At 74.8% G+C, this 25,167-nt stretch carries 25 protein-coding genes and 4 tRNA genes; 6 read left to right on the top strand and 23 right to left on the bottom strand.

The features are described 5' to 3' along the window. Positions 1–27: 27 nt before the first annotated feature. Positions 28–687, top strand: coding sequence for a hypothetical protein (locus tag P9841_RS00850; RefSeq protein WP_283320243.1), 660 nt, complete (start codon positions 28–30; stop codon positions 685–687). Here the strand turns inward: P9841_RS00850 and P9841_RS00845 are convergent. From P9841_RS00845 to P9841_RS00750, 20 genes are all read right to left on the bottom strand, one after another. Next, positions 639–2,963 carry a RelA/SpoT family protein gene (locus P9841_RS00845; RefSeq protein ID WP_283320242.1) on the bottom strand — a complete coding sequence of 775 codons (2,325 nt, stop codon included), beginning with the start codon at positions 2,961–2,963 and terminating at the stop codon, positions 639–641. The genes P9841_RS00850 and P9841_RS00845 overlap by 49 nt on opposite strands. Positions 2,964–3,106: 143 nt before the next feature. Beyond that, on the bottom strand, positions 3,107–3,670 hold the full coding sequence (locus P9841_RS00840; RefSeq protein WP_283320241.1) for an adenine phosphoribosyltransferase: 564 nt from the start codon (positions 3,668–3,670) through the stop codon (positions 3,107–3,109). Beyond that, the gene (secF, locus tag P9841_RS00835; protein ID WP_283320240.1) at positions 3,667–4,770 is read right to left on the bottom strand and encodes a protein translocase subunit SecF; all 1,104 of its coding nucleotides are present in this window, start codon (positions 4,768–4,770) and stop codon (positions 3,667–3,669) included. The genes P9841_RS00840 and secF overlap by 4 nt, the downstream gene beginning before the upstream one ends. After that, positions 4,770–6,713 carry a protein translocase subunit SecD gene (gene secD / locus P9841_RS00830; RefSeq protein ID WP_283320239.1) on the bottom strand — a complete coding sequence of 648 codons (1,944 nt, stop codon included), beginning with the start codon at positions 6,711–6,713 and terminating at the stop codon, positions 4,770–4,772. The genes secF and secD overlap by 1 nt, the downstream gene beginning before the upstream one ends. Positions 6,714–6,800: 87 nt before the next feature. Beyond that, positions 6,801–7,214, bottom strand: coding sequence for a preprotein translocase subunit YajC (gene yajC, locus P9841_RS00825; RefSeq protein ID WP_283320238.1), 414 nt, complete (start codon positions 7,212–7,214; stop codon positions 6,801–6,803). Between the two features lie 95 nt (positions 7,215–7,309). Continuing rightward, on the bottom strand, positions 7,310–8,335 hold the full coding sequence (ruvB, locus tag P9841_RS00820) for a Holliday junction branch migration DNA helicase RuvB (RefSeq protein ID WP_283320237.1): 1,026 nt from the start codon (positions 8,333–8,335) through the stop codon (positions 7,310–7,312). After that, positions 8,328–8,948, bottom strand: a complete 621-nt coding sequence (gene ruvA, locus P9841_RS00815; RefSeq protein WP_283320236.1) for a Holliday junction branch migration protein RuvA — start codon at positions 8,946–8,948, stop codon at positions 8,328–8,330. Before ruvA ends, ruvB begins: the two co-directional genes overlap by 8 nt. A gap of 108 nt (positions 8,949–9,056) precedes the next feature. Further along, positions 9,057–9,626 (bottom strand): crossover junction endodeoxyribonuclease RuvC, encoded by a 570-nt coding sequence (gene ruvC / locus P9841_RS00810; protein ID WP_283320235.1) that lies wholly within the window; start codon positions 9,624–9,626, stop codon positions 9,057–9,059. A gap of 183 nt (positions 9,627–9,809) precedes the next feature. After that, positions 9,810–10,565: a YebC/PmpR family DNA-binding transcriptional regulator gene (locus P9841_RS00805; protein WP_283320234.1), complete on the bottom strand. Its 756-nt coding sequence runs from the start codon at positions 10,563–10,565 to the stop codon at positions 9,810–9,812. Between the two features lie 84 nt (positions 10,566–10,649). Beyond that, the gene (gene pdxT, locus P9841_RS00800) at positions 10,650–11,267 is read right to left on the bottom strand and encodes a pyridoxal 5'-phosphate synthase glutaminase subunit PdxT (RefSeq protein ID WP_283320233.1); all 618 of its coding nucleotides are present in this window, start codon (positions 11,265–11,267) and stop codon (positions 10,650–10,652) included. Between the two features lie 10 nt (positions 11,268–11,277). After that, positions 11,278–12,492, bottom strand: coding sequence for a pyridoxal phosphate-dependent aminotransferase (locus tag P9841_RS00795; RefSeq protein ID WP_283320232.1), 1,215 nt, complete (start codon positions 12,490–12,492; stop codon positions 11,278–11,280). Positions 12,493–12,544: 52 nt separating this feature from the next. Next, positions 12,545–13,159 (bottom strand): NUDIX hydrolase, encoded by a 615-nt coding sequence (locus P9841_RS00790; RefSeq protein ID WP_502848178.1) that lies wholly within the window; start codon positions 13,157–13,159, stop codon positions 12,545–12,547. Beyond that, positions 13,156–14,118 (bottom strand): pyridoxal 5'-phosphate synthase lyase subunit PdxS, encoded by a 963-nt coding sequence (gene pdxS, locus P9841_RS00785; protein ID WP_283320231.1) that lies wholly within the window; start codon positions 14,116–14,118, stop codon positions 13,156–13,158. The genes P9841_RS00790 and pdxS overlap by 4 nt, the downstream gene beginning before the upstream one ends. Positions 14,119–14,239: 121 nt before the next feature. Then, positions 14,240–14,881: a hypothetical protein gene (locus P9841_RS00780; protein ID WP_283320230.1), complete on the bottom strand. Its 642-nt coding sequence runs from the start codon at positions 14,879–14,881 to the stop codon at positions 14,240–14,242. After that, positions 14,878–16,071: a glycosyltransferase family 4 protein gene (locus tag P9841_RS00775; RefSeq protein WP_283322039.1), complete on the bottom strand. Its 1,194-nt coding sequence runs from the start codon at positions 16,069–16,071 to the stop codon at positions 14,878–14,880. The genes P9841_RS00780 and P9841_RS00775 overlap by 4 nt, the downstream gene beginning before the upstream one ends. Positions 16,072–16,091: 20 nt before the next feature. Beyond that, entirely contained in the window at positions 16,092–17,102 is a 1,011-nt protein-coding gene (locus P9841_RS00770) for a phosphatidylinositol mannoside acyltransferase (RefSeq protein ID WP_283320229.1), read from the bottom strand. Further along, positions 17,099–17,707, bottom strand: coding sequence for a phosphatidylinositol phosphate synthase (pgsA, locus tag P9841_RS00765; protein WP_283320228.1), 609 nt, complete (start codon positions 17,705–17,707; stop codon positions 17,099–17,101). Before pgsA ends, P9841_RS00770 begins: the two co-directional genes overlap by 4 nt. A 7-nt stretch (positions 17,708–17,714) precedes the next feature. Further along, positions 17,715–18,329, bottom strand: a complete 615-nt coding sequence (locus P9841_RS00760; protein ID WP_283320227.1) for an HIT family protein — start codon at positions 18,327–18,329, stop codon at positions 17,715–17,717. A gap of 4 nt (positions 18,330–18,333) precedes the next feature. Then, entirely contained in the window at positions 18,334–20,349 is a 2,016-nt protein-coding gene (thrS, locus tag P9841_RS00755; RefSeq protein WP_283320226.1) for a threonine--tRNA ligase, read from the bottom strand. Between the two features lie 140 nt (positions 20,350–20,489). Next, positions 20,490–20,561, bottom strand: a tRNA-Val gene (locus P9841_RS00750). Positions 20,562–20,800: 239 nt separating this feature from the next. On the opposite strand from P9841_RS00750, the gene P9841_RS00745 reads away from it, so the two are divergent. Further along, positions 20,801–21,229 carry an SsgA family sporulation/cell division regulator gene (locus P9841_RS00745; RefSeq protein WP_283320225.1) on the top strand — a complete coding sequence of 143 codons (429 nt, stop codon included), beginning with the start codon at positions 20,801–20,803 and terminating at the stop codon, positions 21,227–21,229. 20 nt (positions 21,230–21,249) lie between these two features. Here the strand turns inward: P9841_RS00745 and P9841_RS00740 are convergent, their stop codons facing one another. Next, on the bottom strand, positions 21,250–22,092 hold the full coding sequence (locus P9841_RS00740; protein ID WP_283320224.1) for an aminotransferase class IV: 843 nt from the start codon (positions 22,090–22,092) through the stop codon (positions 21,250–21,252). Positions 22,093–22,097: 5 nt separating this feature from the next. Beyond that, entirely contained in the window at positions 22,098–23,240 is a 1,143-nt protein-coding gene (locus P9841_RS00735; RefSeq protein ID WP_502848173.1) for a chorismate-binding protein, read from the bottom strand. A 190-nt stretch (positions 23,241–23,430) separates the two neighbouring features. Here P9841_RS00735 and P9841_RS00730 point away from each other — a divergent pair. From P9841_RS00730 to P9841_RS00715, 4 genes are all read left to right on the top strand, one after another. Continuing rightward, positions 23,431–23,502, top strand: a tRNA-Gly gene (locus tag P9841_RS00730). Between the two features lie 54 nt (positions 23,503–23,556). Next, a tRNA-Cys gene (locus P9841_RS00725) sits at positions 23,557–23,627 on the top strand. A gap of 10 nt (positions 23,628–23,637) precedes the next feature. Beyond that, positions 23,638–23,712, top strand: a tRNA-Val gene (locus tag P9841_RS00720). A 160-nt stretch (positions 23,713–23,872) separates the two neighbouring features. Next, positions 23,873–24,145 carry a DUF1905 domain-containing protein gene (locus P9841_RS00715; RefSeq protein ID WP_283320223.1) on the top strand — a complete coding sequence of 91 codons (273 nt, stop codon included), beginning with the start codon at positions 23,873–23,875 and terminating at the stop codon, positions 24,143–24,145. A gap of 54 nt (positions 24,146–24,199) precedes the next feature. Here the strand turns inward: P9841_RS00715 and P9841_RS00710 are convergent, their stop codons facing one another. Beyond that, the gene (locus P9841_RS00710; RefSeq protein ID WP_283320222.1) at positions 24,200–25,132 is read right to left on the bottom strand and encodes a hypothetical protein; all 933 of its coding nucleotides are present in this window, start codon (positions 25,130–25,132) and stop codon (positions 24,200–24,202) included. Positions 25,133–25,167: the final 35 nt, after the last annotated feature.

The raw sequence follows: 25,167 nt of genomic DNA, 5'->3' as shown, positions 1-25,167 counted from the left end.
ACGGGGGCGACCGGCATCCTGCGTCGGGTGACCCCGCACGCCCCCGACGTCCCGCAGGCCGACGATGCGCCCGCCGGCCCCCCGCCCGGCCCCGCGCACGCACCCGCCCGCCTCGTCCACCCCGCCGCGCTCGCCGCTGCGCCGGGGCTGGTGAGCCGGGCCGACCTGGGCGACGTGGCGTGGCAGGTGCTGCTGCGCGACGGCGACCTCGTGCGGCTGCGCGGCGACGTGGCGCTCCCGCGGGGCGTCGCGGAGACGCCGGCCCTGCGCGCTGCCGCGCTCGCGTCGGAGGTCGCCCGCCGGGACGTCGTGGCGCGGGTCGCGGCCGCCTGGGTCCACCTCGGCGGCCCGCCGCCGCCGCGCGCCGTGGTGGTGGACGGCGCCGCGCTCGGGCCGCGGGACGTCGTCCGGCTCGGCGGCGTCCTGGTCACGTCGCCGGCGCGGACCGCCGTCGACCTGCTGCGCCGGGACGCCCCGGACGTGGTCCACGCGCTGCTGCCGGGGCTGCTGCGCGCGGGGGTGGACGCCGCACGGCTCCGGACCCGGCTCGCGGCCGCGTCGGGGCACCGCGGGGTCGACCGCGGGCTGGCCCTGCTGGGCGAGGTCGTCCGCGCGACCGCCGCCGGGTCGCTCCCGGGTCAGGCGTCGACGGCCGGCTGCTCCGCCTTGGCGCCGGTGATGCGGTAGACGTCGAACACGCCCTCCACCTTCCGCACCGCGGCGAGCACCGAGGCGAGGTGCGACGGCTCGGCCATCTCGAACACGAACCGGGACTGCGCGACCCGGTCGCGGGAGGTGGACACCGACGCGGACAGGATGTTCACGTGGTGGTCGGACAGCACCCGGGTCACGTCCGACAGCAGGCGGTTGCGGTCGAGCGCCTCCACCTGGATCTGCACGAGGAACAGCGCGCTGCTCCCCTGGCTCCACTCGACCTCGACCATGCGCTCGGGCTGCATGCGGAGCTGGGCCACGTTGATGCAGTCGGACCGGTGGACGCTGACGCCCTGGCCGCGGGTGACGAACCCGATGATGTCGTCGCCCGGCACCGGCGTGCAGCACTTGGCGAGCTTGACCCAGATGTCCTCCACGCCCTTGACCACGACGCCCGGGTCGCCGGTCCGGACGCGCCGCGCGGTCTGGCCCGGTCGGGCGACCTCGGCGATGTCCTCCTCGGCACCCGGCTCCCCGCCCATGGCGTGCACGAGCCGCTGCACGACGGTCGCCGCGGAGACCTGTCCCTCGCCGATGGCCGCGTACAGCGCGGAGACGTCGGCGTAGCGCATCTCGTTCGCGAGCGTGACGAGCGACTCGTGGGACAGCAGGCGCTGGATCGGGAGGTTCTGCTTGCGCATCGCCTTCGCGATCGCGTCCTTGCCGTGCTCGATCGCCTCCTCGCGCCGCTCCTTGGTGAACCACTGGCGGATCTTGTTGCGCGCGCGGGGGCTGGTGACGAAGCCCAGCCAGTCGCGGGACGGGCCCGCGGTCTCCGACTTCGACGTGAAGACCTCGACGACGTCGCCGTTCTCCAGCGTGGAGTCGAGCGGCACGAGCCGGCCGTTGACGCGAGCGCCCATCGTGCGGTGCCCGACCTCCGTGTGCACGGCGTACGCGAAGTCCACCGGCGTCGCGCCGGCGGGCAGCGACATGACGTCGCCCTTGGGCGTGAAGACGTAGACCTCGCCGTCCGCGATCTCGAACCGCAGCGAGTCGAGGAACTCCGACGGGTCGGCCGTCTCCTTCTGCCAGTCGACGAGCTGACGCAGCCACGCCATGTCGTTGCCGTCGGTGTCCGTGCCGCCGGCGTTCTTGGCGTTCTCCTTGTACTTCCAGTGCGCGGCGACGCCGTACTCCGCCCGGCGGTGCATGTCGTGCGTGCGGATCTGGATCTCCACCGGCTTGCCGCCCGGGCCGATCACCGTGGTGTGCAGCGACTGGTACAGGTTGAACTTCGGCATCGCGATGTAGTCCTTGAACCGGCCCGGCACCGGGTTCCACCGCGCGTGCAGCGCGCCGAGCGCCGCGTAGCAGTCCCGCACCGTGTCGACCAGGACGCGCACGCCCACCAGGTCGTAGATGTCGGCGAAGTCGCGGCCCCGCACGATCATCTTCTGGTAGATCGAGTAGTAGTGCTTCGGCCGGCCGGTCACGGTCGCGCGGATCTTCGCGCTGCGCAGGTCGGCCCCGACCTGCTCCCGGACGACGGCCAGGTACTCCTCGCGCGCCGGGGCCCGCTCCGCGACCAGGTGGACGATCTCGTCGTAGACCTTGGGGTACAGCGTCTGGAACGAGAGGTCCTCGAGCTCCCACTTGATCGTGTTCATGCCCAGGCGGTGCGCGAGCGGGGCGTAGATCTCGAGCGTCTCGCGGGCCTTCTTCTCCGCGGAGGCGGCCGGGACGAACTTCCACGTGCGGGCGTTGTGCAGCCGGTCGGCGAGCTTGATGACCAGCACCCGGATGTCGCGCGACATCGCGACGACCATCTTGCGCACGGTCTCGGCCTGCGCCGCGTCGCCGTACGTGACCTTGTCGAGCTTCGTGACGCCGTCGACCAGCATCGCGATCTCGGGGCCGTACTCGGCGCGCAGCTGCTCGAGGGAGTACGAGGTGTCCTCGACCGTGTCGTGCAGCAGCGCGGCGGCGAGCGTCGGAGGCGTCATGCCGAGCTCGGCGAGGATCGTCGCGACCGCGACCGGGTGCGTGATGTAGGGGTCGCCGCTCTTGCGCAGCTGGCCTCGGTGCGCGGCCTCCGCCGTGGCGTACGCGCGCTCCAGCAGCGCGAGGTCCGCCTTCGGGTGGTTGGTCCGCACCGCCTGCAGCAGCGGCTCGATGACCGGCGACTGGCCGACGGCACGACCCTGCCCGAACCGGGCCAGGCGCGAGCGCACGCGGCTGGTGGACCCCGTGCTCGGGGGTGCCTCCGGCCGTGCGTCCGGGACCGACGTCCGTGCCTGGTCCGCCATGCGCGCCTCCCGTGCCGGTCGCCGCCGGCGTCCGCCGGTGCCGTGGTGGCGTCCCGGTCTCGTGCCACCGCCCGGCCGGGGGTCGCCTCGGCCGAGCCGCCTATCCGCACGATTCTACGGCGTCGGCGCGGTGCTGCCGCTCGTCAGCCCACGGCGAGCAGCGCGTCCACGTGGTGACCCGCCAGCCGCGACCGCCCCGGGAGGAACGTGAGGTCCAGGAGGAACGACAGCCCCACGACCTCGGCGCCGCACTCGTGCAGCAGCTCGACGGTCGCCGCGGCGGTGCCGCCGGTCGCCAGCACGTCGTCGACGACGAGCACGCGGGACCCGGCGGGCACCGTGAACGGGTGCAGCTCGACCGACGCCGCGCCGTACTCCAGGGAGTAGTCGCGGCGGGCGGTCGGACCGGGCAGCTTGCCGGCCTTGCGCACCGGCAGGAACCCGGCGCCCAGCGCGGCGGCGACGGGTGCCGCGAGGATGAAGCCCCGGGCCTCCATGCCGGCCACCAGGTCGACCGGGCCGGGCGCGCGGGCGGCCATCTCCTGGACGACCGCGGCGAACGCCGGGCCGTCCGCCAGCAGCGGGGTGATGTCCTTGAACACGACCCCGGGCGTCGGGTAGTCGGGGACGTCGCGCACCAGCGCGTCGACCCGGTCCACCAGCGCCTGGCCCGTCAGCGTCACGGCGTCCAGCGGGCGGCCGGTCATCGGCGTCCCTTCCTGCGGGGCTGGGCAACGGGACCCTGGTGCCCGCCGGGGCGGACCTGACCGGTCGCGCGGGCCACGGCGACCGGCGCACCCTCCGTGCCGGGGGCGTCGGTCGCACCGGCCGCGCGGGCGCGGGCGGCCAGCACCTTCGCGGTGTGCTCGCGGATCGGCTGCTCGCGCACCCGCAGGGCGACCTCCAGCGGCGTCGCGAGGAACACCGACGAGAACGCCCCGACGATCATGCCGACGAACAGCGCCAGCGCGATGTCCCGCAGGGTGCCGGCACCGAGCACGAACGCCCCGATGAACAGGATGCCCGCGACCGGCAGCAGCGCCACGACGGAGGTGTTGATCGACCGGACCAGCGTCTGGTTCACGGCCAGGTTCGCGCGCTCGGCGTAGGTCGCGCGGGTCTGGTCGAGCACGCCGGTGGTGTTCTCGCGCACCTTGTCGAAGACCACGACGGTGTCGTAGATCGAGTACGCGAGGATCGTGAGGAACCCGATCACGGTGGCCGGCGTGACCTCCCATCCGACGGCGGCGTACACGCCGACCGTCACGATCAGGTCGTGGAACAGCGCGATGATCGCCGCGACCGCCATCCGCCAGTTGCGGAAGTAGACCGTCAGCACCAGCGCGACGAGCACGAGGAAGACCACGAGGCTGATCGCGGCCTTCTGCGACACGTCCTTGCCCCACGTGGGGCCGATGAACGAGCTCGCGACGTCGTCCTCCGTGACGCCGTACGCCTCCTCGAGCGCGGTCCGGACCTGGTCGACCTGGTCGTTGGTCAGCTCGGTCGTCTGGATCCGGATGGACGACGACCCGACGTTCGTGACACGGGGCACCTCCTCCGGCGCGACCTCGGCGACCGCGTCCATCGCGGGTTGCTGGTCGGACGTCGCGGCGTTCGAGACGGTGAACTCCGACCCGCCCCGGAACTCGATGCCGGGCTGCAGCCCCGGCTTGACCAGGAACACGGCCGACAGGAGCACCAGGACCGCGGAGATCGTGAACCACACGCGGCGGCGCCCGACGATGTCGTACGAGCGGCGGCCGGTGTACAGGTCGTTGCCCCACTGGGCGAAGTTGACGGCCATCAGGCGTCGCTCCCCTCGGTCCGTCGTGCGTCGCCCTGCCCGGCGGGGCCGGTGTCGCCCGGGCTGTCCTGCGGCGGCGCGTCCGGCGGGGCGTCACCCGCCTGCGCGTCCTGCGCCGCCTGCTGGGCGGCGCGGGCGGCCGCCCGCCGCTCGGCGATCGTGCCGCCGGGGGCCGTGGGCGTGGCCACGAGCGTCGAGGCGGCGGCCGGGCGGGTCAGCCCGGCCCGCTCGGCGTCCGGGGTGCCGGCGTCGGCCGCGGGCTCGGTGCGCGGTCCGCGCGCCACCCGGCCGCGGCCCACGTACCGGGACTGGTCCGGGGCGCCGAGGCGGCGCGGGTCGAGCCCGGAGAACCGGTGGCCGCTCGCGAAGAACCGCGTCTTCGCGATGAGCAGCATCACCGGGTGGGTGAACGTGAAGACGATGAGCAGGTCGAGCAGCGTCGTCAGCCCGAGCGTGAACGCGAAGCCGCGCACCGAGCCGACCGCGAGGAAGTAGAGCACCACGGCGGCCAGGAAGTTCACGGCGTCGGACGCCAGGATGGTCCGCCGCGCGCGCTCCCACCCGCGGTCGACCGCCGCCACGAGGGTGCGGCCCTCGCGCAGCTCGTCGCGGATGCGCTCGAAGTACACGATGAACGAGTCCGCCGTGATACCGATCGCCACGATCAGGCCGGCGACGCCGGGCAGCGACAGGCGGTACCCCTGCGTCCACGACAGCAGCGTGATGACGCCGTAGGTCAGGACCGCCGCGATCACCAGCGAGGCGACGGTCACCAGGCCGAGGGCGCGGTACTGGAACAGCGAGTACACGACCACGAGCAGCAGGCCGATGAGGCCCGCGATGAGGCCCTTCTCGAGCTGCTCGGAGCCGAGCGTCGCGGAGATCTGCTCCTGGCTCTGCACCTCGAACGTGAGCGGCAGCGCGCCGAACTTCAGCTGGTTCGCCAGGCCCGTCGCGGTGTCGCGGGTGAACGAGCCCGAGATCTGCGCCTTGCCGTCCGAGATGACGACGCCGGGGTCGAGGGACGGCGCCGAGATCACCAGGCCGTCGAGCACGATGCCGAACTGGTTCTGCGGCGAGGTCAGGCCCTGCAGCCGCTCCGTGACGGCCGCGAACTCCTTGGTCCCCTGCCCGTCGAACTCCAGGTCGACGACCCACTCGTTCGTGACGGTGCCGTTCTGGTTGACCCGCAGGCCCGAGGACGCGTTCGCGATGCTCGAGCCCTGGATCTCCACCGGCCCGAGGATGTACTTCAGCGTGCCGTCCGGGTCGCAGGTGACGAGCGCCTTGTCGGCGTCGCCCGACTTCCCGCCCGTGAGGTTCGCGGGGTCGGTGCAGTCGAGCTCGTCGAACCGCGCCTGCACGGCCGGGGTGATGTAGTACGCGGCGTCGCTCGGGGAGTCCGGGGCGTCCTTGGTCGGCTCGTCCGACGGCTCCTCGGCGTCGCTGCCGGCCGCCGCGTCGTCGGCCGCCGCGTCGTCCGCGGCCGCCGTGGCGCCGTCCGTCGGGGCCGCCGACGGGTCGGCCGTCGCGGCGGCGGTGGGCTGCGGCCCGGCGTACGTCAGGACCGGCCGGAACTCCATCTGGGCGGACGTGCGCACCAGGTCGAGCGTCTCCTCGCTCGGCCGGCCCGGCAGGGCCACGACGATGTTGGACCCGCCCTGGCTCGTGATCTCCGCCTCGGCGACACCCGAGGAGTCGACGCGCTGCCGGATCACCTGGATCGCCTGGTTGATGGTCTCCTGCGTAACCTGCGACTCGTCCTCGGCGACCGGCGCGAGGATCAGCTGCGTGCCGCCCTCGAGGTCGAGCGCGAGCTTCGGCGTCCACGTGGCGTCGGAGAGGCGCGTGCCCGCGAAGATCGTGGCGAAGACCGCGACGGTCAGGACGGCGAGCGTGATCAGGGTGCGCGCCGGGTGCCGGCGGCGGGTGGGTGGGGCCAACGGATCGTCTTCTCTCGTGCGCGTACCGCCCGCGGGCTGCGGGCGGTACGGGTGGTGGGCGGCCGGCCCGGTGGCCCGGCCCCTCGACTACTGCTGCGGCTTCTTGCGGCCGTCCGGGCCCTCGTCGTCGCGCGGCGGCTGCAGCGAGGACAGGTCGTCCGGCACGTCGATGAGGCCCGGCGGCACGGCGCCGGGCTCGTCGCGCCACTCGGCGTCGTCCTCGTCCTCGACCTCGTCCTCCTCGACCGGCGGCTCGACCAGGCGGGCGATCGCGGCCTTGATCCAGCGCGACCGGTTGCCCGGGGTCGACTCGAGCGTCACGACGTCGTCCTCGACCTCGACCACGGTGCCGTACATGCCCGAGCCGGTCATGACCTCCTGGCCCGGCTGCAGGTTGTCCCGGAAGCTCAGCTGCTGGCGCTGGGCCTTCCGCTGCCGGGAGGACAGCAGGAACATCGCCCCGAGCCCGATGGCGAGGATGAGGAGAAACGAGTAGTCCACGGAGAAACAGCTCCTGATCGCGTCTGACGTCGGCCGCAGTCTAGGCGCCACGGTCCCGGGCACCTAACGAGCGGGGGCGCCGGCGGGTTCCCCGCTCAGCCGAACAGCGTGTCCGTGGGCGCCGGCGCCGCGAGCCCGAGGTGCGCCCAGGCGTCGGGCGTCGCGACCCGGCCGCGCGGGGTCCGGCCGATCAGGCCCTCGCGGACCAGGAACGGCTCGGCGACGGTCTCGACCGTCTCCGGCTCCTCCCCGACGGCCACCGCGAGCGTCGTCAGGCCGACCGGGCCGCCCCCGAACCGGGTGCACAGCGCGGTGAGCACCGCCCGGTCGAGGCGGTCGAGCCCGCGCACGTCCACCTCGTACACCTCGAGGGCGGCGCGGGCCGCGTCGAGGGAGAGGGTGCCGTCCCCGCGCACCTGCGCCCAGTCCCGCACCCGGCGCAGCAACCGGTTCGCGATGCGCGGCGTCCCGCGGGAGCGCGACGCGATCTCCGCGGCGGCGTCGTGCGCGAGCGGCACACCCAGCAGCCCGGCAGACCTCAGCAGCACCCGCTCGAGCTCGTCGTCGGCGTAGAAGTCGAGGTGGCCCGTGAAGCCGAACCGGTCCCGCAGCGGCGCGGGCAGCAGGCCGGCGCGCGTGGTCGCGCCCACCACCGTGAACGGCGGCAGCGACAGCGGGATGGCGCTGGCCCCCGCGCCCTTGCCCACGACCACGTCGACGCGGAAGTCCTCCATCGCCACGTACAGCAGCTCCTCCGCGGGACGCGCGAGGCGGTGGATCTCGTCGAGGAACAGCACCTCGCCCTCCTCGAGCGAGGACAGGATCGCCGCGAGGTCCCCCGCGTGCTGGATCGCCGGGCCGCTCGTGACGCGCAGCGACGTCCCCAGCTCCGCCGCGATGATCATGGCCAGCGTCGTCTTGCCGAGCCCGGGCGGGCCGGACAGCAGCACGTGGTCCGGTGCACGCCCCCGGCCGAGCGCCGCCTGCAGCACCAGCGAGAGCTGCTCGCGCACCACCCGCTGCCCGACGAACTCCGCGAGGTGGCGGGGCCGCAGCGCCGCCTCGGCCGCCCGCTCGAGGTCGTCGGCCTCCGGGCGCACGACGGAGTCCGCGTCAGCCACGCCCACCGCCCAGGGCCCGGAGCGCCGCGCGCAGCACGCCCGCGACCTCGGACTCGGCGACCGGCTCGTCGCCGCCCTCCAGCACGCCCGCGACCGCGTCGGCCGCCGCCTTCTGGTTCCACCCCAGCCCGACCAGCGCCTCGACGACCTGGTCGCGGCGGTCGCCGGGGCGCGCCGCCGCCGCCGGGCCGCCCGGGACGCCGACCACCGCGGGGGCGCCGAGCCGGTCGGCGAGCTCGAGGACGATCCGCTGCGCGCCCTTGTGCCCGATGCCGGGGACCCGCTTGAGGGCCGCGAGGTCCTCGTCCGCGACCGCGCGCCGCAGGCCGTCCGGGGTGTGCACCGCGAGCATCGCCAGCGCGAGCCGGGGCCCGACGCCGCTGACCGTCTGGAGCACCTCGAACACCTCCCGCTCGTCGCCGTCCGCGAACCCGAACAGCGTCAGCGAGTCCTCGCGGACGACGAGCGACGTGTGCAGCGTGGCCTGCTGGCCGACGCGCAGGCCGGCGAGCGTGGCCGGGGTCGCCTGCACGAGCATGCCGACGCCGCCGACCTCCACCACGGCGGCGTCCAGCCGCACGGCCTGCACCGTCCCGTGCACCGAGGCGATCACACCGGCTCCTTCCCGTCGGACGCCGCGAGGTCGGACGTCGGCGTGCAGTCTGCCACGGCCGTGCGAACACGTGTACGAACGACACGCGCCGCCCCGCCGGGCGCGGGGTCAGGCGCGGACGCGGCGCGCCGCCTGCTCCGCCTGCGCCCAGGCCCGCTGCGCGGCGGTGAGCGAGCCCGGCGCCCGCTGCGGCGCGCCGACCGCCCCCGCGGGGCGCCACAGGTGGCAGATCGCCAGCGCCAGCGCATCGGCGGCGTCGGCCGGGCGCGGCAGCTCGTCGAGGGACAGCAGCCGCTGCACCATCGACTGCACCTGCGGCTTGTCGGCGCGGCCGTTGCCGGTCACCGCGGCCTTGACCTCCGACGGCGTGTGCATGGCCACCGGGATGCGGCGACGCGCGGCGGCCAGCATCGCGATGCCCGCGACCTGCGCGGTGCCCATGACGGTCCGGACGTTGTGCTGCGCGAACACGCGCTCCACGGCGAGCGCGTCGGGCGCGTGCTCCTCGAGCCACTCGTCGATGCTCGCCGCGATCACCAGCAGGCGCTGGTCGACGTCCTGCGTGGCCGCGCTCTGCGCGACGCCGACGGCGACCATCCGCACCTTTCGGCCGGGCAGCCCGTCGACGACGCCCAGCCCGCACCGGGTCAGGCCGGGGTCCACACCGAGTACGCGCACCCGGCCATCCTCGCAGCCCCCCGACGCACCGTCCGGATCCGGGCGGGCGGACACGCCCGGCGTGTCGGTGCGTCCGGATCCGTCCGCCGCCCCGGCAGGCGCCCGGACGCGACGACGCCCCGCGGCGCACGGGGCGGGGCGGGGCGTCGTCGGGCGCGCGGCCGCGGGGGCCGCCACGCGGGGTCAGTCGGCGTCGAGCTCCGCCATGACCTCGTCGGAGGCGTCGAAGTTCGCGTAGACGTTCTGCACGTCGTCGGAGTCCTCGAGCGCGTCGATGAGGCGCAGGATCTTGCGGGCGCCCTCGGCGTCCACCTCGATCTGGGTGGCCGGGTAGAACACCACGTCGGCGGAGTCGTACTCGATGCCGGCCTCCTGCAGCGCGGTCCGGACGGGCACCAGGTCGGTGGCCTCGGACAGCACCTCGTACTGGTCGCCCGCGTCGTTGACCTCCTCGGCGCCGGCCTCGAGCACCGCCATCATGACGTCGTCCTCGGTGGTGCCCTCCTTGGGGACCATGACGACGCCCTTGCGCGAGAACAGGTACGACACCGATCCGGGGTCGGCCATCTGCCCGCCGCTGCGCGTGAACGCCACGCGCACGTCGGCGGCCGCGCGGTTGCGGTTGTCGGTGAGGCACTCGACGAGCACCGCGATGCCGCCGGGGCCGTAGCCCTCGTACAGGATCGTCTGGTAGTCCGCGCCGCCGGCCTCGGCACCGGAGCCGCGCTTGACCGCGCGCTCGATGTTGTCGTTCGGGACCGAGGTCTTCTTGGCCTTCTGGATCGCGTCGTAGAGCGTCGGGTTGCCCGCCGGGTCACCGCCGCCGGTGCGCGCGGCGACCTCGATGTTCTTGATGAGCTTCGCGAAGAGCTTGCCGCGCTTCGCGTCGATCACGGCCTTCTTGTGCTTCGTGGTGGCCCACTTGGAGTGCCCCGACATCGCTTCCCTCTCGTATCCCGCGCCGTCCCTGCGCTCCCCCGGCCGGCGGTGCGGCGCGACCCGGCAGCGGGTCGCGCCCCGCTCTCACAGGGCGTCGCGGACGATCTCGACGAACAGCCGGTGCACCCGCGTGTCCCCCGTCACCTCCGGGTGGAAGGACGTGGCGAGCAACGAGCCCTGGCGCACCGCGACGATCCTACCGGCGGCGGGCCCGGACTCCACGCGGGCCAGGGCGGTGGCGGCGGGTCCGACCTCCTCGACCCAGGGCGCCCGGATGAAGACGGCGTGCACCGGGTCGGTGTCGCTGCCGGGGACGCCGTCGATGCGCAGGTCGGTCTCGAACGAGTCGACCTGCCGGCCGAAGGCATTGCGCCGCACGGTCACGTCGAGCCCGCCCAGGGTCCGCTGCCCGTCGATGCCGCCCTCGATCCGGTCGGCGAGCAGGATCATGCCGGCGCAGGACCCGTACGCCGGCATGCCGCCCGCGAGCCGCTCCCGCACGGGCGCGTCCAGGTCGAACGCGCGCAGCAGCTTGTCGATGGTCGTGGACTCGCCGCCGGGCAGCACGAGGGCGTCGACGGCGTCGAGCTCGGAGGTGCGCCGCACGGGCACGGCCTCGGCACCGCTGCCGCGGAGGGCGGCGAGGTGCTCGCGGACGTCGCCCTGCAGGGCGAGGACACCGATGGTGGGGGAAGCGCTCACGCGCCTCATCCTACGAATCGGCGGTGACTGCTCCGTCCAGCGCCTCGCGCACGGCCGCCGGGACCTCGACGGCCTGCCACGCGTCGACCATGTCGGCCAGGCGGGACAGCCCCTCGAGCAGCGCCGTGCGCTCGCTCGCGAGCGAGACCCGGACCATGCCCTCGCCCCCGGCGCCGAACGCGCTGCCGGGCGAGACGGAGACGTGCCGCTCGTCGAGGAGCCGCAGGGCGAACGCCTCCGAGTCGGTCGTCGCGGCCGAGACGTCGACCATGAGGTAGAACGCCCCGCGCGGCGGCACGGACGGCACGCCGCGCGCGTCGAGCAGCGCCACCGCGGCGTCGCGCCGCTCCCGGTAGGACGCGACCGCGGCGGCGACGTCGTCCTGCGGCCCGGACAGCGCGGCGAGGGCGGCCCGCTGGCTGACGGAGGACGGGCAGGCGACGGTCGCCTCGGCGACCTGGCCGAGCAGGTCGATCACCCCGGGGTCGCGCGAGACGACGTAGCCGAGGCGCCAGCCCGTCATCGCGTAGGTCTTGGAGAACGAGAAGAACGTCAGCACGCGCCCGTCGGTGTCGAACGCGGCGGGGCTGGCGTGCGGCTGGTCGAACGTGATGGCCTCGTAGCACTCGTCCGAGAACACCCACAGGTCGTGCTCGCGCGCCAGCTCGACGACGCCCGCGAGCAGCTCGGCCGGGTACATCGCGCCGGTGGGGTTGTTCGGGGAGCAGACCACGACCGCGCGGGTCGCCGGGGTGATCGCCGCCTCGATGTCGGCGAGCGTCGGCACGAACCCGTTCGCGGCCCGTGCCGGGTAGGTGCCGACGCCGACGCCCGCGGCCACGGCGGCCATCCGCCAGTTCGGGAACTCCGGGTCCGGCACGAGGATCTCGTCCCCCGGCCCGGCGAGCGCGTTGATCGCCATGGCGAGCCCGTGCATCGCGCCGTGCGTGACGACGACGTCGGCCGCGGTGACGTCGAGGCCGTTGACGCGGCGCACCTTCTCGGCCAGGGCCTCGCGCAGCTCGGGGCTGCCGGTGCTGGACGTGTAGCCGGTGTGCCCGGCGGCGGCGTCGCGGCCGGCCGCCTCGACGACGTGCGCGGGCGTCGGCACGTCGGGCTCGCCGATCTCCAGCCGGATGGCCTCCGGGTCGCGCATCGCCAGCTCCATGAGCGTGCGGATGCCGCTGCGGTGCATGCGGGTCACAGGGGAGGTCGAGATGGGCACCGGCCGACGATACCTGAACCGCGACCCCCGAAGTTACCCCCCGGTACGGAAATCAGTCGTCGCGCTGGAGGCCGAGGTGGCGCACGGTCCCGTCCCACCCGCCGAGCAGCGGCCGCACGAGGTCCGGCAGCCCCTCGGGGAACACCTCGCGGCTCTCCGCGGCCAGGTCGTCCAGGTGCCACCACCGCATCTCGTCCAGCAGGTCGAGCTCGACGTCCGTCCACCCCGCCCGGTCGATCGCCCCGGTGTCGAGCGCCGACCCGACGCGCGCCAGGAAGAACACCTCGTCCTGGCGGCACCGCTCGGCGTAGAAGTCGAACACCGCGGACCGCGTCAGCACCGGCCCCACCAGCGCCCCGTCGTCCAGCAGCAGCCCGGTCTCCTCGCGCAGCTCCCGCAGCGCTGCGGCCCTCTCGTCCTCCCCCGGGTCGATGCCCCCGCCGACCGTGAACCACCAGGACCGCTCCGGCTGGTCGGCGTCGTGCCCGCGCACCAGCAGCAACCGGTCGTCCGCGTCGAGCAGCAGCACGCGGGCGGCCCGCCGGAACCGCAGGCCGTCCTCCCCCAGCACCCAGTCGGCACCGAGCGCCGACGCGGTCGCGGACGGCGACGGCCCGCCGGCCCCCGCGGGGGTCGACGGGCCGTCGGACGGCAGCGGTCCGGTCACCAGCCGCGCTCGGCCAGACGGTGCGGCACCGGCACGTCGTCGACGTTGATGCCGACCATCGCCTCACCCAGGCCGCGCGAGACCTTGGCGATCACGTCGGGGTCGTCGTAGAACGTCGTCGCCTTGACGATCGCCGCGGCGCGCTGAGCCGGGTTGCCCGACTTGAAGATGCCGGATCCGACGAACACGCCCTCGGCGCCGAGCTGGCGCATCATCGCCGCGTCCGCGGGGGTCGCGATGCCGCCCGCCGTGAACAGCACGACCGGCAGCTTGCCGGCCCGGGCGACCTCGACCACCAGGTCGTACGGCGCCTGGAGCTCCTTGGCGGCGAGGAACAGCTCGTCCTCCGGCAGCGAGGACAGGCGGCGGATCTCGTCGCGGATGGTCCGCATGTGCGTCGTGGCGTTCGACACGTCGCCGGTGCCGGCCTCGCCCTTGGAGCGGATCATCGCCGCGCCCTCGGTGATGCGCCGCAGCGCCTCGCCGAGGTTGGTGGCGCCGCACACGAACGGCACGGTGAACTGCCACTTGTCGATGTGGTGCGCGTAGTCGGCCGGGGTCAGCACCTCCGACTCGTCCACGTAGTCGACGCCGAGCGCCTGGAGCACCTGCGCCTCGACGAAGTGGCCGATGCGGGCCTTGGCCATCACGGGGATGGACACCGCGTTGACGATGCCGTCGACCAGGTCGGGGTCGCTCATGCGGGCGACGCCGCCCTGGGCGCGGATGTCGGCGGGCACGCGCTCCAGCGCCATGACGGCCACCGCGCCGGCGTCCTCGGCGATCTTCGCCTGCTCCGGGGTGACGACGTCCATGATCACGCCGCCCTTGAGCATCTCCGCCATGCCGCGCTTGACGCGGGCGGTGCCGACCGCGGGCGCGTCGGCGGGGGCGGAGGGGGTGGTGTCGCTGGTCACGGTGGCCTCGCAGTTCGGGAGGGGGATGGGTTCCTCGGTCATCGTAGTCGCGGCGGAGGGGCCGTCGCGGTGCCGTCCGCGCCTCGGAGGACGGTGTCGCCGCCCGTGCGCCCGGGCGGCCGGTGGCGACCGGCGGCCCGCTGCCCCGGGGCGGGCGACCGGCTCAGGGTGCGGCGGGCGGCGCTCCCGGCCGGCCCAGCGCCGGCGGCCACGCGTCGTCGAGCTCGAGCGTCTGCGGCATGGGCGCGCGCCCGGCGAGCCGCAGCGTGCGGACCGCCCAGCCGCGGCGCATGCGCTGCGCCTGGGCGACGGCCTCGTTGTGGAAGCGCCGGGCGAGCTGCACGCGGTACCAGGCGTCGGCCAGCGCGGCGAGCAGCTCGGCCGCGCCCGGCTCCTCGCGCAGCTCCGCGACCTCCTGCGGGTCGGCGAGGGCCTCGCGCAGCGTCGCGGACAGCTCGCTCTCCACCAGGCCCCGGTCGGCGACGTCGGGGCTGCCGGTGCCCGCACGGGCCGTGCCGCGCAGCTCGGCCGGCAGGCGCGCCATGCCCTGCGTCTGCGCGTCGCCCGCGGTGATGGACGCCCACGACGCCTCGCCCACGAGCACGCTGCTCACGGGGTCGAGCACGCCGGACGCGGCGAGCGTGGACGCCGCGGAGGCACGCCGGAGCAGCTGCGTGTCGACGACGGCGCGCGACGCCGCGACCTTGCGGTGCAGCCGGTCGATCCGGGACGCGGCCACCCACGACCACCAGACCACCAGCAGCACCACGGCCACCACCAGGACGGCCGTCTCGGACCAGCTCACTCGTCACCCCTCCGCCGGCGCAGCACGTCGAGCCGCGCGCCGCGGCGGGACGTCGGGTCCTCGCCGACGGGCGCCTCGCTGCCCTCCACCGCCATCTCGTACACCGTCAGCACCTCGTGGGTGACCGACGACCAGTCGTACCGGCCGACGGCCGCCTCCCCCGCCGCCGCGACGCGTGCGCGACGGTCCGGGTCGGCCAGCAGGTCACCGAGCGTGCGGGCGAGGTCCGCGGAGTCGCCGGTGCGGAACAGCACGCCGGCCCGGCCGTCGTCGAGCACCCGGCGGAACGCCCCGAGGTCCGAGGCCACGACCGCCGTGCCGGCGCTCATCGCCTCCACGAGCACGATCCCGAACGACTCGCCGCCGGTCTGGGGCGCGCAGTAGACGTCGGCCGACGCCAGGAGACGCGCCTTGTCCTCGTCGCTGACGCCGCCCAGGAACTCGACGGCCTCCGCGTCGTCCCCGAGCAGCTCGCGCGCCTCCTCGGGGCCGGTCTCGCCGCGGCCGGCGACCAGGAACCGGACCCCGGGGAACGCCCGCCGGACCGCCGGGACCGCGTCGAGCAGCACCGGCAGGCCCTTGCGGGACTCGTCCAGGCGGCCGAGGAACACCACGGTCGGCCTCTCGGGGGTGCCGACCCAGCGCGGGTCCGTGCCCGCCCGGGCGAACGCGTCCACGTAGACGCCGTTGGGGATCACCACGGCGTCGCCGCCGAGGTGCTCGACGAGGGTGCGGCGCGCGTCCTCGGACACCGCGATCCGGGCGCTGATCTTCTCGAGCGACTGCCGCACCAGCGGGTACGCGAGCTGCAGCGACCGGGAGCGCACGAGCGAGGAGTGGAAGGTCGCGACGACGGGGCCGTCGGCGATCCACAGCGCCAGCATGCTGAGCGACGGGGTCACGGGCTCGTGCAGGTGCAGCACGTCGAACTGCCCGGCCTCGAGCCAGCGCCGGACGCGCGCCGCCGTGAGCGGACCGAACGTCAGGCGGGCGACGGCGCCGTTGTAGCGGACCGGGACCGCCTTGCCGGCCGACGTCATGTACGGCGGGATCGGGGTGTCGTCGTCCGCGGGCGCGAGGACGCCCACGCTGTGACCGCGGGCGATGAGCGCCTCCGCGAGGTCCCGGACGTGGAACTGCACGCCGCCCGGGACGTCGAACGAGTACGGGCAGACGATGCCGATCCGCAGCGGCCGGCCGGCGGCGGGCGTCACGGTGCGGCCTCCCCCGTCGTCTCCCCCGCGGCGGCGCGGGTGCGGGCGTACCGCTCGGGGTCGAGGTCGGCGACGAAGACCTTCTGCAGCATGTGCCAGTCCTGCGGCGCCCGCCCGATGCCGGCCTCCAGGTCGTCCACCCAGGCCTGCGTGAGGACGGCGACCCGCTGGGCGCGCGGCACGTCCTCGGGCACCGTCAGCATCCGGCCGAACTCGATGACCACGCCCCAGGCGGTGCCCGCCCGGCGCCGCCGCTCGCCGTGCAGCCGCTCGTAGGTGATCGAGGCGGCGCACAGCGGGGCGCCGGTGGCCACCGCCAGCGCCGCCGGCCCGGCGGCGACGCGGGCGCGCTCGCCGAACAGGTCGACCTCCACGCCGCGCGCCGTCAGGTCGCGGTCGGCGAGCAGCGGCACGAGCCCGCCGGGGCCCTGCTTGACGGCGCGCACCAGCTCGCGGAACACCCCGCCGCCGGCCCCGGACAGCGGGATGATCTCCAGCCCGATGCCCTCGCGGAAGCGCAGGAACTCCTGGAACAGGGCCTCGGGCTCGAGCCGCTCCGCGACCGTCACCGTCCGGCCCAGGTGCGTCGTCGCCCACGCGCCCGCGAGGTCCCAGTTGCCCAGGTGCCCCAGCGCCATGACGACCATGCGGCCACGCCGGATCTCGCCGACCACCTCGCCGGGGTCCACCAGGCGCACGCGCGCGGCGATCTGGTCCTGCGTGGCGCCGACCAGCGCGAACGCCTCGCCGTAGTAGCGCATGTACGAGCGCATGCCGAGCAGGGTGAGGCGACGCAGCTCGTCGGGCCGGGCGTCCGGCCGCACGCGGCGCAGGTTCGCCTCGAGCTGGCGGACCCCGCTGCCCCGCAGCACCCACGCGACGTCGGCGACGAGGCGGAACAGGCCCCGCACCACCGGGTCGGGCACCTTGCCGACGACGCGCCAGCCGAGCGCGAACACCCGTGCGACGTCGAACCGGCCCCGCGGCTCGTCCGCCGGCGCGCTCACGCCGCCGCCCCCGCCTGCCGCCGGACCGTCACCATCCGCTGCACCACCGTCACGAGCGCCGCGACCGCCAGCAGGGTCAGCGCGACCTCCAGGACCACCTGCGGCAGGCCGACGCCGACCAGCGCGGTCGCGACCAGCACGGTCGCGAGCCGGTCCGCGCGCTCCGCGATGCCGACGGCCGCCGTCATCCCGAGGCCCTCGGCGCGCGCCCGGGCGTACGGCACGACGGACCCCGTCACGAGGCACGCGAGGGCGGCGGCCAGGCCCCAGCGGGAGTCGCCCTCCCCCGCGAACCACAGCACGAGGCCGGAGAAGATCGCCGCGTCGCCGAACCGGTCCAGCGTCGAGTCGAGGAACGCGCCCCACGGGCCGGACCGCCCGGCGCGGCGCGCCATGACGCCGTCGAGCGAGTCGGTCAGCGCGAAGAACGCGATGACGAGGCTCGCCGCCAGGAAGTGCCCGGTCGGGTACAGCCACAGCGCGGCCGCGACCACGGCCACGGTGCCGGTGACCGTGACGGCGTCCGGGGACACCCCCCGCTTGAGCAGGGCGTCGGCCACCGGCGTGAAGAGCCGCGTCATGGCTCCCCGCAGTCCGTTCAGCACAGGCGGGTCATCCTCTCTGGGCGCCGGCCGGGTCCCCGGCGGGCGCGGGCGGCCACGCGGCGGCGAGCCGCGCGCGGGTGTCGGACAGCAGCTCGGGCAGGGCGCGCGTCCGGCCGATCACGGGCAGGAAGTTCGCGTCGCCCGGCCACCGGGGCACGACGTGCTGGTGCAGGTGCGCGGCGATGCCGGCCCCCGCGACGTCACCCTGGTTCATGCCGAGGTTGAACCCGTGCGGGGCGCTGACGGCGCGGAGCACCTGCATCGCGGTGCGGGTGAGCTCGGCGACCTCGGCCACCTCGTCCCCGGTGAGGTCGGTGTAGTCCGCGACGTGCCGGTACGGGGCGACCAGCACGTGGCCGCCGTTGTACGGGTAGAGGTTCAGCAGCACGTACGCCGTCCGGCCGCGCGCGACGACCAGGCCGTCCTCGTCGCTCAGCGTCGGTGCCCGGCAGAACGGGCAGCCGTCACCCGCCGACGCGTCGGCCGGCTTGTTCTCCCCGCCGATGTACGCCATGCGGTGCGGGACCCAGAGCCGCCCGAAGCCGTCCGGCACCCCGGCGAGCGCGGTGTCGTCCTGCACCACCGCGTCGCCGGGCACGCCGTCCGGCGCGTCCTGGACCATCCGCTCAGACCTGCGCGTGCTCGCGCACGGCCGCCACGATGCGCTCGATCGCGTCCGCCACGGGCACGCCGTTCTCCTGGCGGCCGTCGCGGTACCGGAACGACACCGCGCCGGCCTCCGCGTCCTCGCCGCCGGCGATGAGCACGAACGGGATCTTCTGCGTGCTGGCGTTGCGGATCTTCTTGCCGAACCGGTCGCTGGAGCGGTCGAGCTCGGCGCGGATGCCCTGGGCGCGCAGCCGGGCCACCACCTCGTCCAGGTACGGCTCGAACGGCTCGGCGACCGGCACGGCGAGCACCTGGACCGGCGCGAGCCAGGCCGGGAACGCGCCCGCGTAGTGCTCGACGAGGATCGCGAAGAACCGCTCGATCGAGCCGAACAGCGCGCGGTGGATCATCACGGGCCGCTGCCGGGTGCCGTCGGCCGCCGTGTACTCGAGCTCGAAGAGCTCCGGCTCGAAGAAGTCCAGCTGGATCGTCGACAGCTGCCACGTCCGGCCGATCGCGTCCTTGGCCTGGACCGAGATCTTCGGCCCGTAGAACGCGGCGCCGCCCGGGTCGTCGACGAGCTGCAGGCCCGACCCGGTCGCGACCTCGCGCAGCGTCTCGGTCGCCTCGTCCCAGGTCGCGTCGTCACCGACGGACTTCTCCGGGTCCCGCGTCGAGAGCTCGAGGTAGAAGTCGTCCAGGCCGTAGTCGCGCAGCAGGTCGAGCACGAACCCGAGCAGCGAGGCGAGCTCGTCACGCATCTGCTCGCGGGTCGTGTAGATGTGCGCGTCGTCCTGGGTGAACCCCCGGGCGCGCGTCAGGCCGTGCACGACGCCCGACTTCTCGTACCGGTACACCGTGCCGAACTCGAACAGCCGCAGCGGGAGCTCGCGGTAGGAGCGGCCGCGCGCGCCGAACACCAGGTTGTGCATCGGGCAGTTCATGGGCTTGAGGTAGTAGTCCTGGCCCTCGCGCTTGACCGTGCCGTCCTCGTGGTACTCGGTGTCGAGCTTCATCGGCGGGTACATGCCGTCCGCGTACCAGTCGAGGTGCCGGCTGGTCTCGAACAGCTTGCCCTTGGTGATGTGCGGGGAGTTGACGAACGAGTAGCCCGCCTCGACGTGCTTGCGACGCGAGTACTCCTCCATCTCCATGCGGATGATGCCGCCCTTGGGGTGGAACACCGCGAGCCCCGAGCCGATCTCGTCCGGGAACGAGAACAGGTCCAGCTCGGCGCCCAGGCGCCGGTGGTCGCGGCGCTCGGCCTCCGCAACCCGGTCCAGGTACGCCTTGAGCTCGTCCTTGGTCGGCCACGCGGTGCCGTAGATGCGCTGGAGCTGCGGGTTCTTCTCCGAGCCGCGCCAGTACGCCGCCGCGGAGCGGGTGAGCTGGAACCCGTTGCCGATGAGCCTGGTGCTGGGCAGGTGGGGGCCGCGGCAGAGGTCCTGCCACACGACCGTCTCCGACTCCCGGCCCGCGCCGCGCACGTTCTGGTAGTAGGTCAGCCCGCCGGAGCCCACCTCCACCGACGCGCCCTCGCCCGCGGTGTCGGCCGTCGACTTCAGGCCGATGAGCTCGAGCTTGTACGGCTCGTCGGCGGCGAGCTCGCGCGCCTGGTCGTCCGTCACCTCGACGCGCCGGAAGGTCTGCCCCTCGCGCACGATGCGGCTCATCACCTTCTCGAGGGCCTTGAGGTCCTCCGGGGTGAACGGGGTCTCGACGTCGAAGTCGTAGTAGAAGCCGTCGGTGACGGGCGGGCCGATGCCCAGGCGCGCCTTCGGGTTGACCTCCTGGACGGCCTGCGCCAGCACGTGCGCCGCGGAGTGGCGGAGCACCGCCAGGCCGTCCGGCGAGCCGATGGTGACGCCCTCGACGACGGCGCCGTCGGGCAGCGGCCGGGACAGGTCCCAGAGCTCGCCGTCGACGCGGGCCACGACGACGTCGCGGCGGTCGGCGAACAGGTCCGTGCCCGTCGTCCCCGTCTCGGCGGTGGTGCGGGTGCCGTCGACGGTGAGGCTGATGAGCTCGGACACTGAGATGTCTCCTCCGGTCGGCCCGCGCCTGGCGCACGGGGTCCGGGTCGATGCTACCGACCGGTCACGACACCTCCGGGACGCAGGGCCCGGGGACGCGGACGGCCCCCGGTCCGCAGGGACCGGGGGCCGTGAGCCGGTGGGCGATACTGGGTTCGAACCAGTGACCTCTTCGGTGTGAACGAAGCGCGCTACCACTGCGCCAATCGCCCGGCGGTCGACAACTCTACCCGACCCGCGGCCGGGAGACGAAACCGGCGGCGCGACCCCCGGGGATCCCGCTCCACCGGCGGGATCGAGCCCGCCGGGCACCCGTGCGGGGACCGTTCTCGGCAGCCCCGACGCGTCGCTGAGCAGTCCCACCGGGTGAAACTCGCGTCCACGTCTCGGCGCGGGCCACCGTGGCTGCCATCATGGTCTCCACGTCAGACGTGTGGTGAAGGAGGATGCGGTGGCCCAGCGCTCGTACGACGTCGTCGAGTCCGTCGCCATGCAGCTCATCAGCTCCGACGCCAGCGTCCTGCCGGTGACCGCGGAGCTGTCGTACCGCGTGAGCGACCCCTACACGGTGCGCGCCGTGTTCACGAGCCCGCAGTCCACCTCCGTGTGGCTGCTCGGCCGCGAGCTGCTGCTCCAGGGCATGCTCGCCGACGCCGACGACCCCGCGGGCAGCGGCGACGTGCAGGTCTGGCGCGACGAGGACCCGCTGTTCACGCTCATCTCCCTGACGGGCGTCGAGGGCAGCGCGCTGCTCGCCGCCCCGTCGGAGCCGCTCGAGCGCTTCCTCACCGCCACGGAGCAGCTCGTCGCCCTGGGCGCCGAGAGCGACCGCATGGAGGGCGAGATCGCGGCGCTGATCGCCGCGCTCCTCACCGCCTGACACCGGCCGGCTCCACCCGGTCAGGGGTCGAGGTCCGACGCCGACCGCTCGGCGACGAGCGCGGCCACCCGCTCCGTCAGCGGACCCGCGGCCACCTCCGTGCCCTCCACGACGGCCACCGCCGCGAACCCGCGCAGCGACCCGCTCAGCGCCATCCCGGCCCCTGCGCGGCGCAGGTCCTCCACGACGGACCACGGCAGCTCGCCCTCGTGGGCCTCCCGCACCGGCAGGCCGGCCTCCTCAGCCCACTCCAGGACCAGCGCCCGCGTCACGCCGGGCAGGCACCCGGACGCCGTCGCGGGGGTCAGCAGCTCCCCGTCGCGCTCGACGAACACGTTGGAGCCGGTCCCCTCGCAGAGCTCACCGCGCGTGTTGGCCAGCAGCGCCTCGTTCCCCCCGGCCGCCGTCGCCGCGGCCAGAGCGAGCACGTCCGCGGCGTACGACGTCGACTTGTGCCCCGCGAGCGGCGAGCGCTCGTTGCGCACCCAGCGCGAGCGCACCACGTGCGCGGGACCGCGGACGGGCGCCGGGCCGGCGGCGACCACGAGCGAGGGGCGCCTGGACGGGACGCCCGCGCCCACGGTGACCCGGAGCCGGCCCACCTCCGGACCCCCCGCGCCGAGGACGGCCGTGACGGCCTCGCGCACGTCCTGCTCCGGGACGGGCGGCAGGTCCAGCGCCCGCAGCGAGGCGGCGAGCCGCGCCAGGTGCCGGCTCAGGGCGAACGCGCGCCCCGACCGCACCGCGCAGGTCTCGAACACCCCGAGCCCGGTCGTGAACCCGGCGTCGGTGCCGGGCAGCACGGGCTCGGCCGGGTCGCGGAGCCGCCCGTCCGCCCACAGCACCGTCGTCGCCGTCACCACGCCGGTCAGTCTCGCACCGGGGCCGCGTCCCCCGCGCCCGACGCCAGCGCGACGAGCCGCCGCGCCTTGAGCTCCGTCTCCGCCCACTCGGCCTCGGCGTCGCTCCCCCACGTGATGCCCGCACCGGTCCCGAACCGCAGCATGCCGTCCCGCCACGCGAACGTCCGGATCCCGACGGCCAGCTCGCCGGCCACGGCGCCGTCCTCCGCGATGTCGACCAGGCCGACCGCGCCGCAGTACACCCCGCGGGGCACGGGCTCGAGGGACGCCAGCAGGTCGAGCGCCGCCCGCTTCGGCGCCCCGGACACCGAGCCGGGCGGGAACGTCGCCCCCAGCAGGTCGCCCCAGAGCGGACCGCCCAGCACGTCCGCGCGGAGACGGCCGCGCACCGTCGAGACGAGGTGGGCGAGGCCCGGGTGCCGCTCGACGCCCAGCAGCGTCGTGACCTCGACCGTCCCCGGCTCGCACACCCGCTGGAGGTCGTTGCGCACCAGGTCGGTGATCATCACGTTCTCGGCGTGGTCCTTGGCGGTCAGGCCCTCCGGCTCCGGCGCGGTGCCCTTGATCGGCGCGGACGTCACCCAGCCGTCCGCGACCCGCAGGAAGAGCTCCGGCGACGCGGTGACCACCCACACCGGCGGCACCGCCGCCCCCGCCGGGACGTGGACGCCGCCCGCGTACGGCGCGGGGTTGCCCGCCGCGAGCAGGGCGCCCAGGGCGCGCGCGTCGGGCTCGGCGCCGCCCGGACCGGCGGGCAGCGGGGCGCTCAGCACCCGGCAGAGGTTGGCCTGGTAGACCGTCCCCTCCCGGATCGCGGACCGCACCGCCCCGACGCCGTCGACGTACCCCTGCCGGGACAGCGACGACCGCCAGCTCCCGGGGCCGGGGCCGTGCCACCCCGTGCCGTCGTCGTCGTCGACGGCACCAGGTCGCGACGACGCGAACCGCCAGGCCGCGACCCGCCCCTCGAACTCCCCGACCAGCACCCAGTGCCCCGGCGCCCGGAGGCGGTCCGGCTCGGCGGCCACGTCCGGCACGTGCTCGACCGCGTCGTGCAGCACCCGCCCGCCGAACCACGCCACGCCGCCCGCGGCCCCGTCCGGCCGGCGGACGGGGCGGCGGCGAGCGGCACGGGAGTCGCGGGACACGGGCTCACGGTAGCCAGCCGCCGCCCCGCGACTCCCCCGGCGCACGTCCGCGCCGGCCGACACGCCGGGCGACCCGCGTGATCGTGCGGAACTCCGGGGGTGCCGGGGGCCGGTTGGACTCTCGCGTCCGGACTGGGCTAAAGTTCTCGACGCACCCGGAAAGCCGGTGAGAACCGGTGGAACGTGGCGCGCGGACGTGGCTCAGTGGTAGAGCATCACCTTGCCAAGGTGAGGGTCGCGGGTTCGAATCCCGTCGTCCGCTCGGAGGCAGACACTCCCGGCCGACCACCTCGGTCGCTGAGGACTGAGGTCTCAGGGTGGAGTGGCCGAGAGGCGAGGCAGCGGCCTGCAAAGCCGTATACGTGGGTTCGAATCCCATCTCCACCTCGTATCGCCCGGGCGATTGGCGCAGCGGTAGCGCGCTTCCCTGACACGGAAGAGGTCACTGGTTCGATCCCAGTATCGCCCACCACGCAGAGCCCCAGGTCACAGACCTGGGGCTCTCGTCGTCCCCGGGTGCAGGTCACGCCCCCCCGGCTCGGTCGCGACCCCGGCCGGGCGCGACGACCGCGGCGGCCTCCGGTGGGCCACCGCGGAGGGCGGGTCGCGCGGAGGCCGCATAGGCTCGGCGCGTGACCACGGAGAAGCTGAGCTTCCGGACGTCGATCGGCGTCGAGATCAAGGGGGACGTGTGGAGCTGCGTCGAGATCCCGGGATCCGCTGAGTTCTTCGGGACCGGCAGGACCGTCAGGGTCGACGCGACGGTCGACGACGTCGTCCTGGACGACGTCGGGGCCATGGTCACCGGGACGGGCGCGCACATGATCTCGCTCAGCGCGAAGGTCCGCCGGGCGCTCGGCAAGGACGTCGGTGACACCGTCGACGTGACCGTCACCAAGAGGTAGCAGGGCGCTCGACGGCGCCCGGCCGGGGTCGGGCGCTCCCGGGACGCCTCTCCCTCACGCCCCCGGTGCCAGGCCGGTGAGCACCCGCCGCGCGTCGGAGTCCGACGGGACCGGCAGCTCGATCTCGGTGTTGCCGGCGCGCAGCACCACGACCGTGACGTCCGGGTAGCGCGGGTGCCTGAGCTCCTGCACGGCGGTCAGGCGCGCGACCGGCAGGACCAGGCGCGACTCGGAGTGCACCGGGGTGCGGCCGCGGACCAGCCACGCCGCGCGGCCGAACACCTGGAGCTCGCGGCCGTCGGAGCAGATGACCGCGCCCTGGACGGTCATGGGGTGCAGCAGGTGCAGCAGGCGGCTCGCGCCGGACGCCGGCGTGACGACGCGCCGCGGGTGCGCCGCGAGCGTGCGGAGGCGGGGCTCGCGGTCCGCGACCTCCCGGTACGCGCCGACGAGGCCGATCTCGCGGTCGCCCAGCGCCCGGCGGGACAGCACGCGCCCGTGGTCGTCCACCGGACCGCCCGGCGCCGGCGCTTCCGCGTCCGCCCCGCCGGCGCCGGCCGGCCAGGCGAGCAGCCGCAGCAGGTCGACGAAGCCGCCGACGACGTCCGCCGAGGAGCCGCTGAACCGCACCTGCACCGGGCTCCCGGTCAGCGCGTGCACGGTGAGCCGGCCGTCGAGCAGGTCGACGCTGGTGCGGACCGCGGCGACGCCGGCGTACGGCACCTCCCGCACGTCGTAGCGCGCGCCCTCGCGGCGGCTCAGCGCGGTGAAGCGGTCGGGACCGAGGACGAGCAGGTGGTCGTAGAGGTCCATGTCGGGCGTCGCGTCGCGCCGGGCGATGTCGCGCGGGACCTTGAGCACCAGCCTGCTGGCCGCCAGGTCGAGCGGGTGGTCGCGGTAGAGCCGCGGCACGTCCTGGAGTCCGCGGACCCGGTCGACCCAGGGCCCGAACGCGTCGTACTCCGCCGACCTCGTCGTCGCCGCCATCGTCCTCGCCTCCCGCACCCAGGATGCACCCGCGG

Origin of the sequence: Cellulomonas sp. ES6, from assembly GCF_030053835.1 — a bacterium.
Lineage (GTDB): Bacteria > Actinomycetota > Actinomycetes > Actinomycetales > Cellulomonadaceae > Cellulomonas.
Note: the sequence above shows the minus strand (reverse complement) of the source record. Positions and strands in the feature narration are given on the sequence as shown.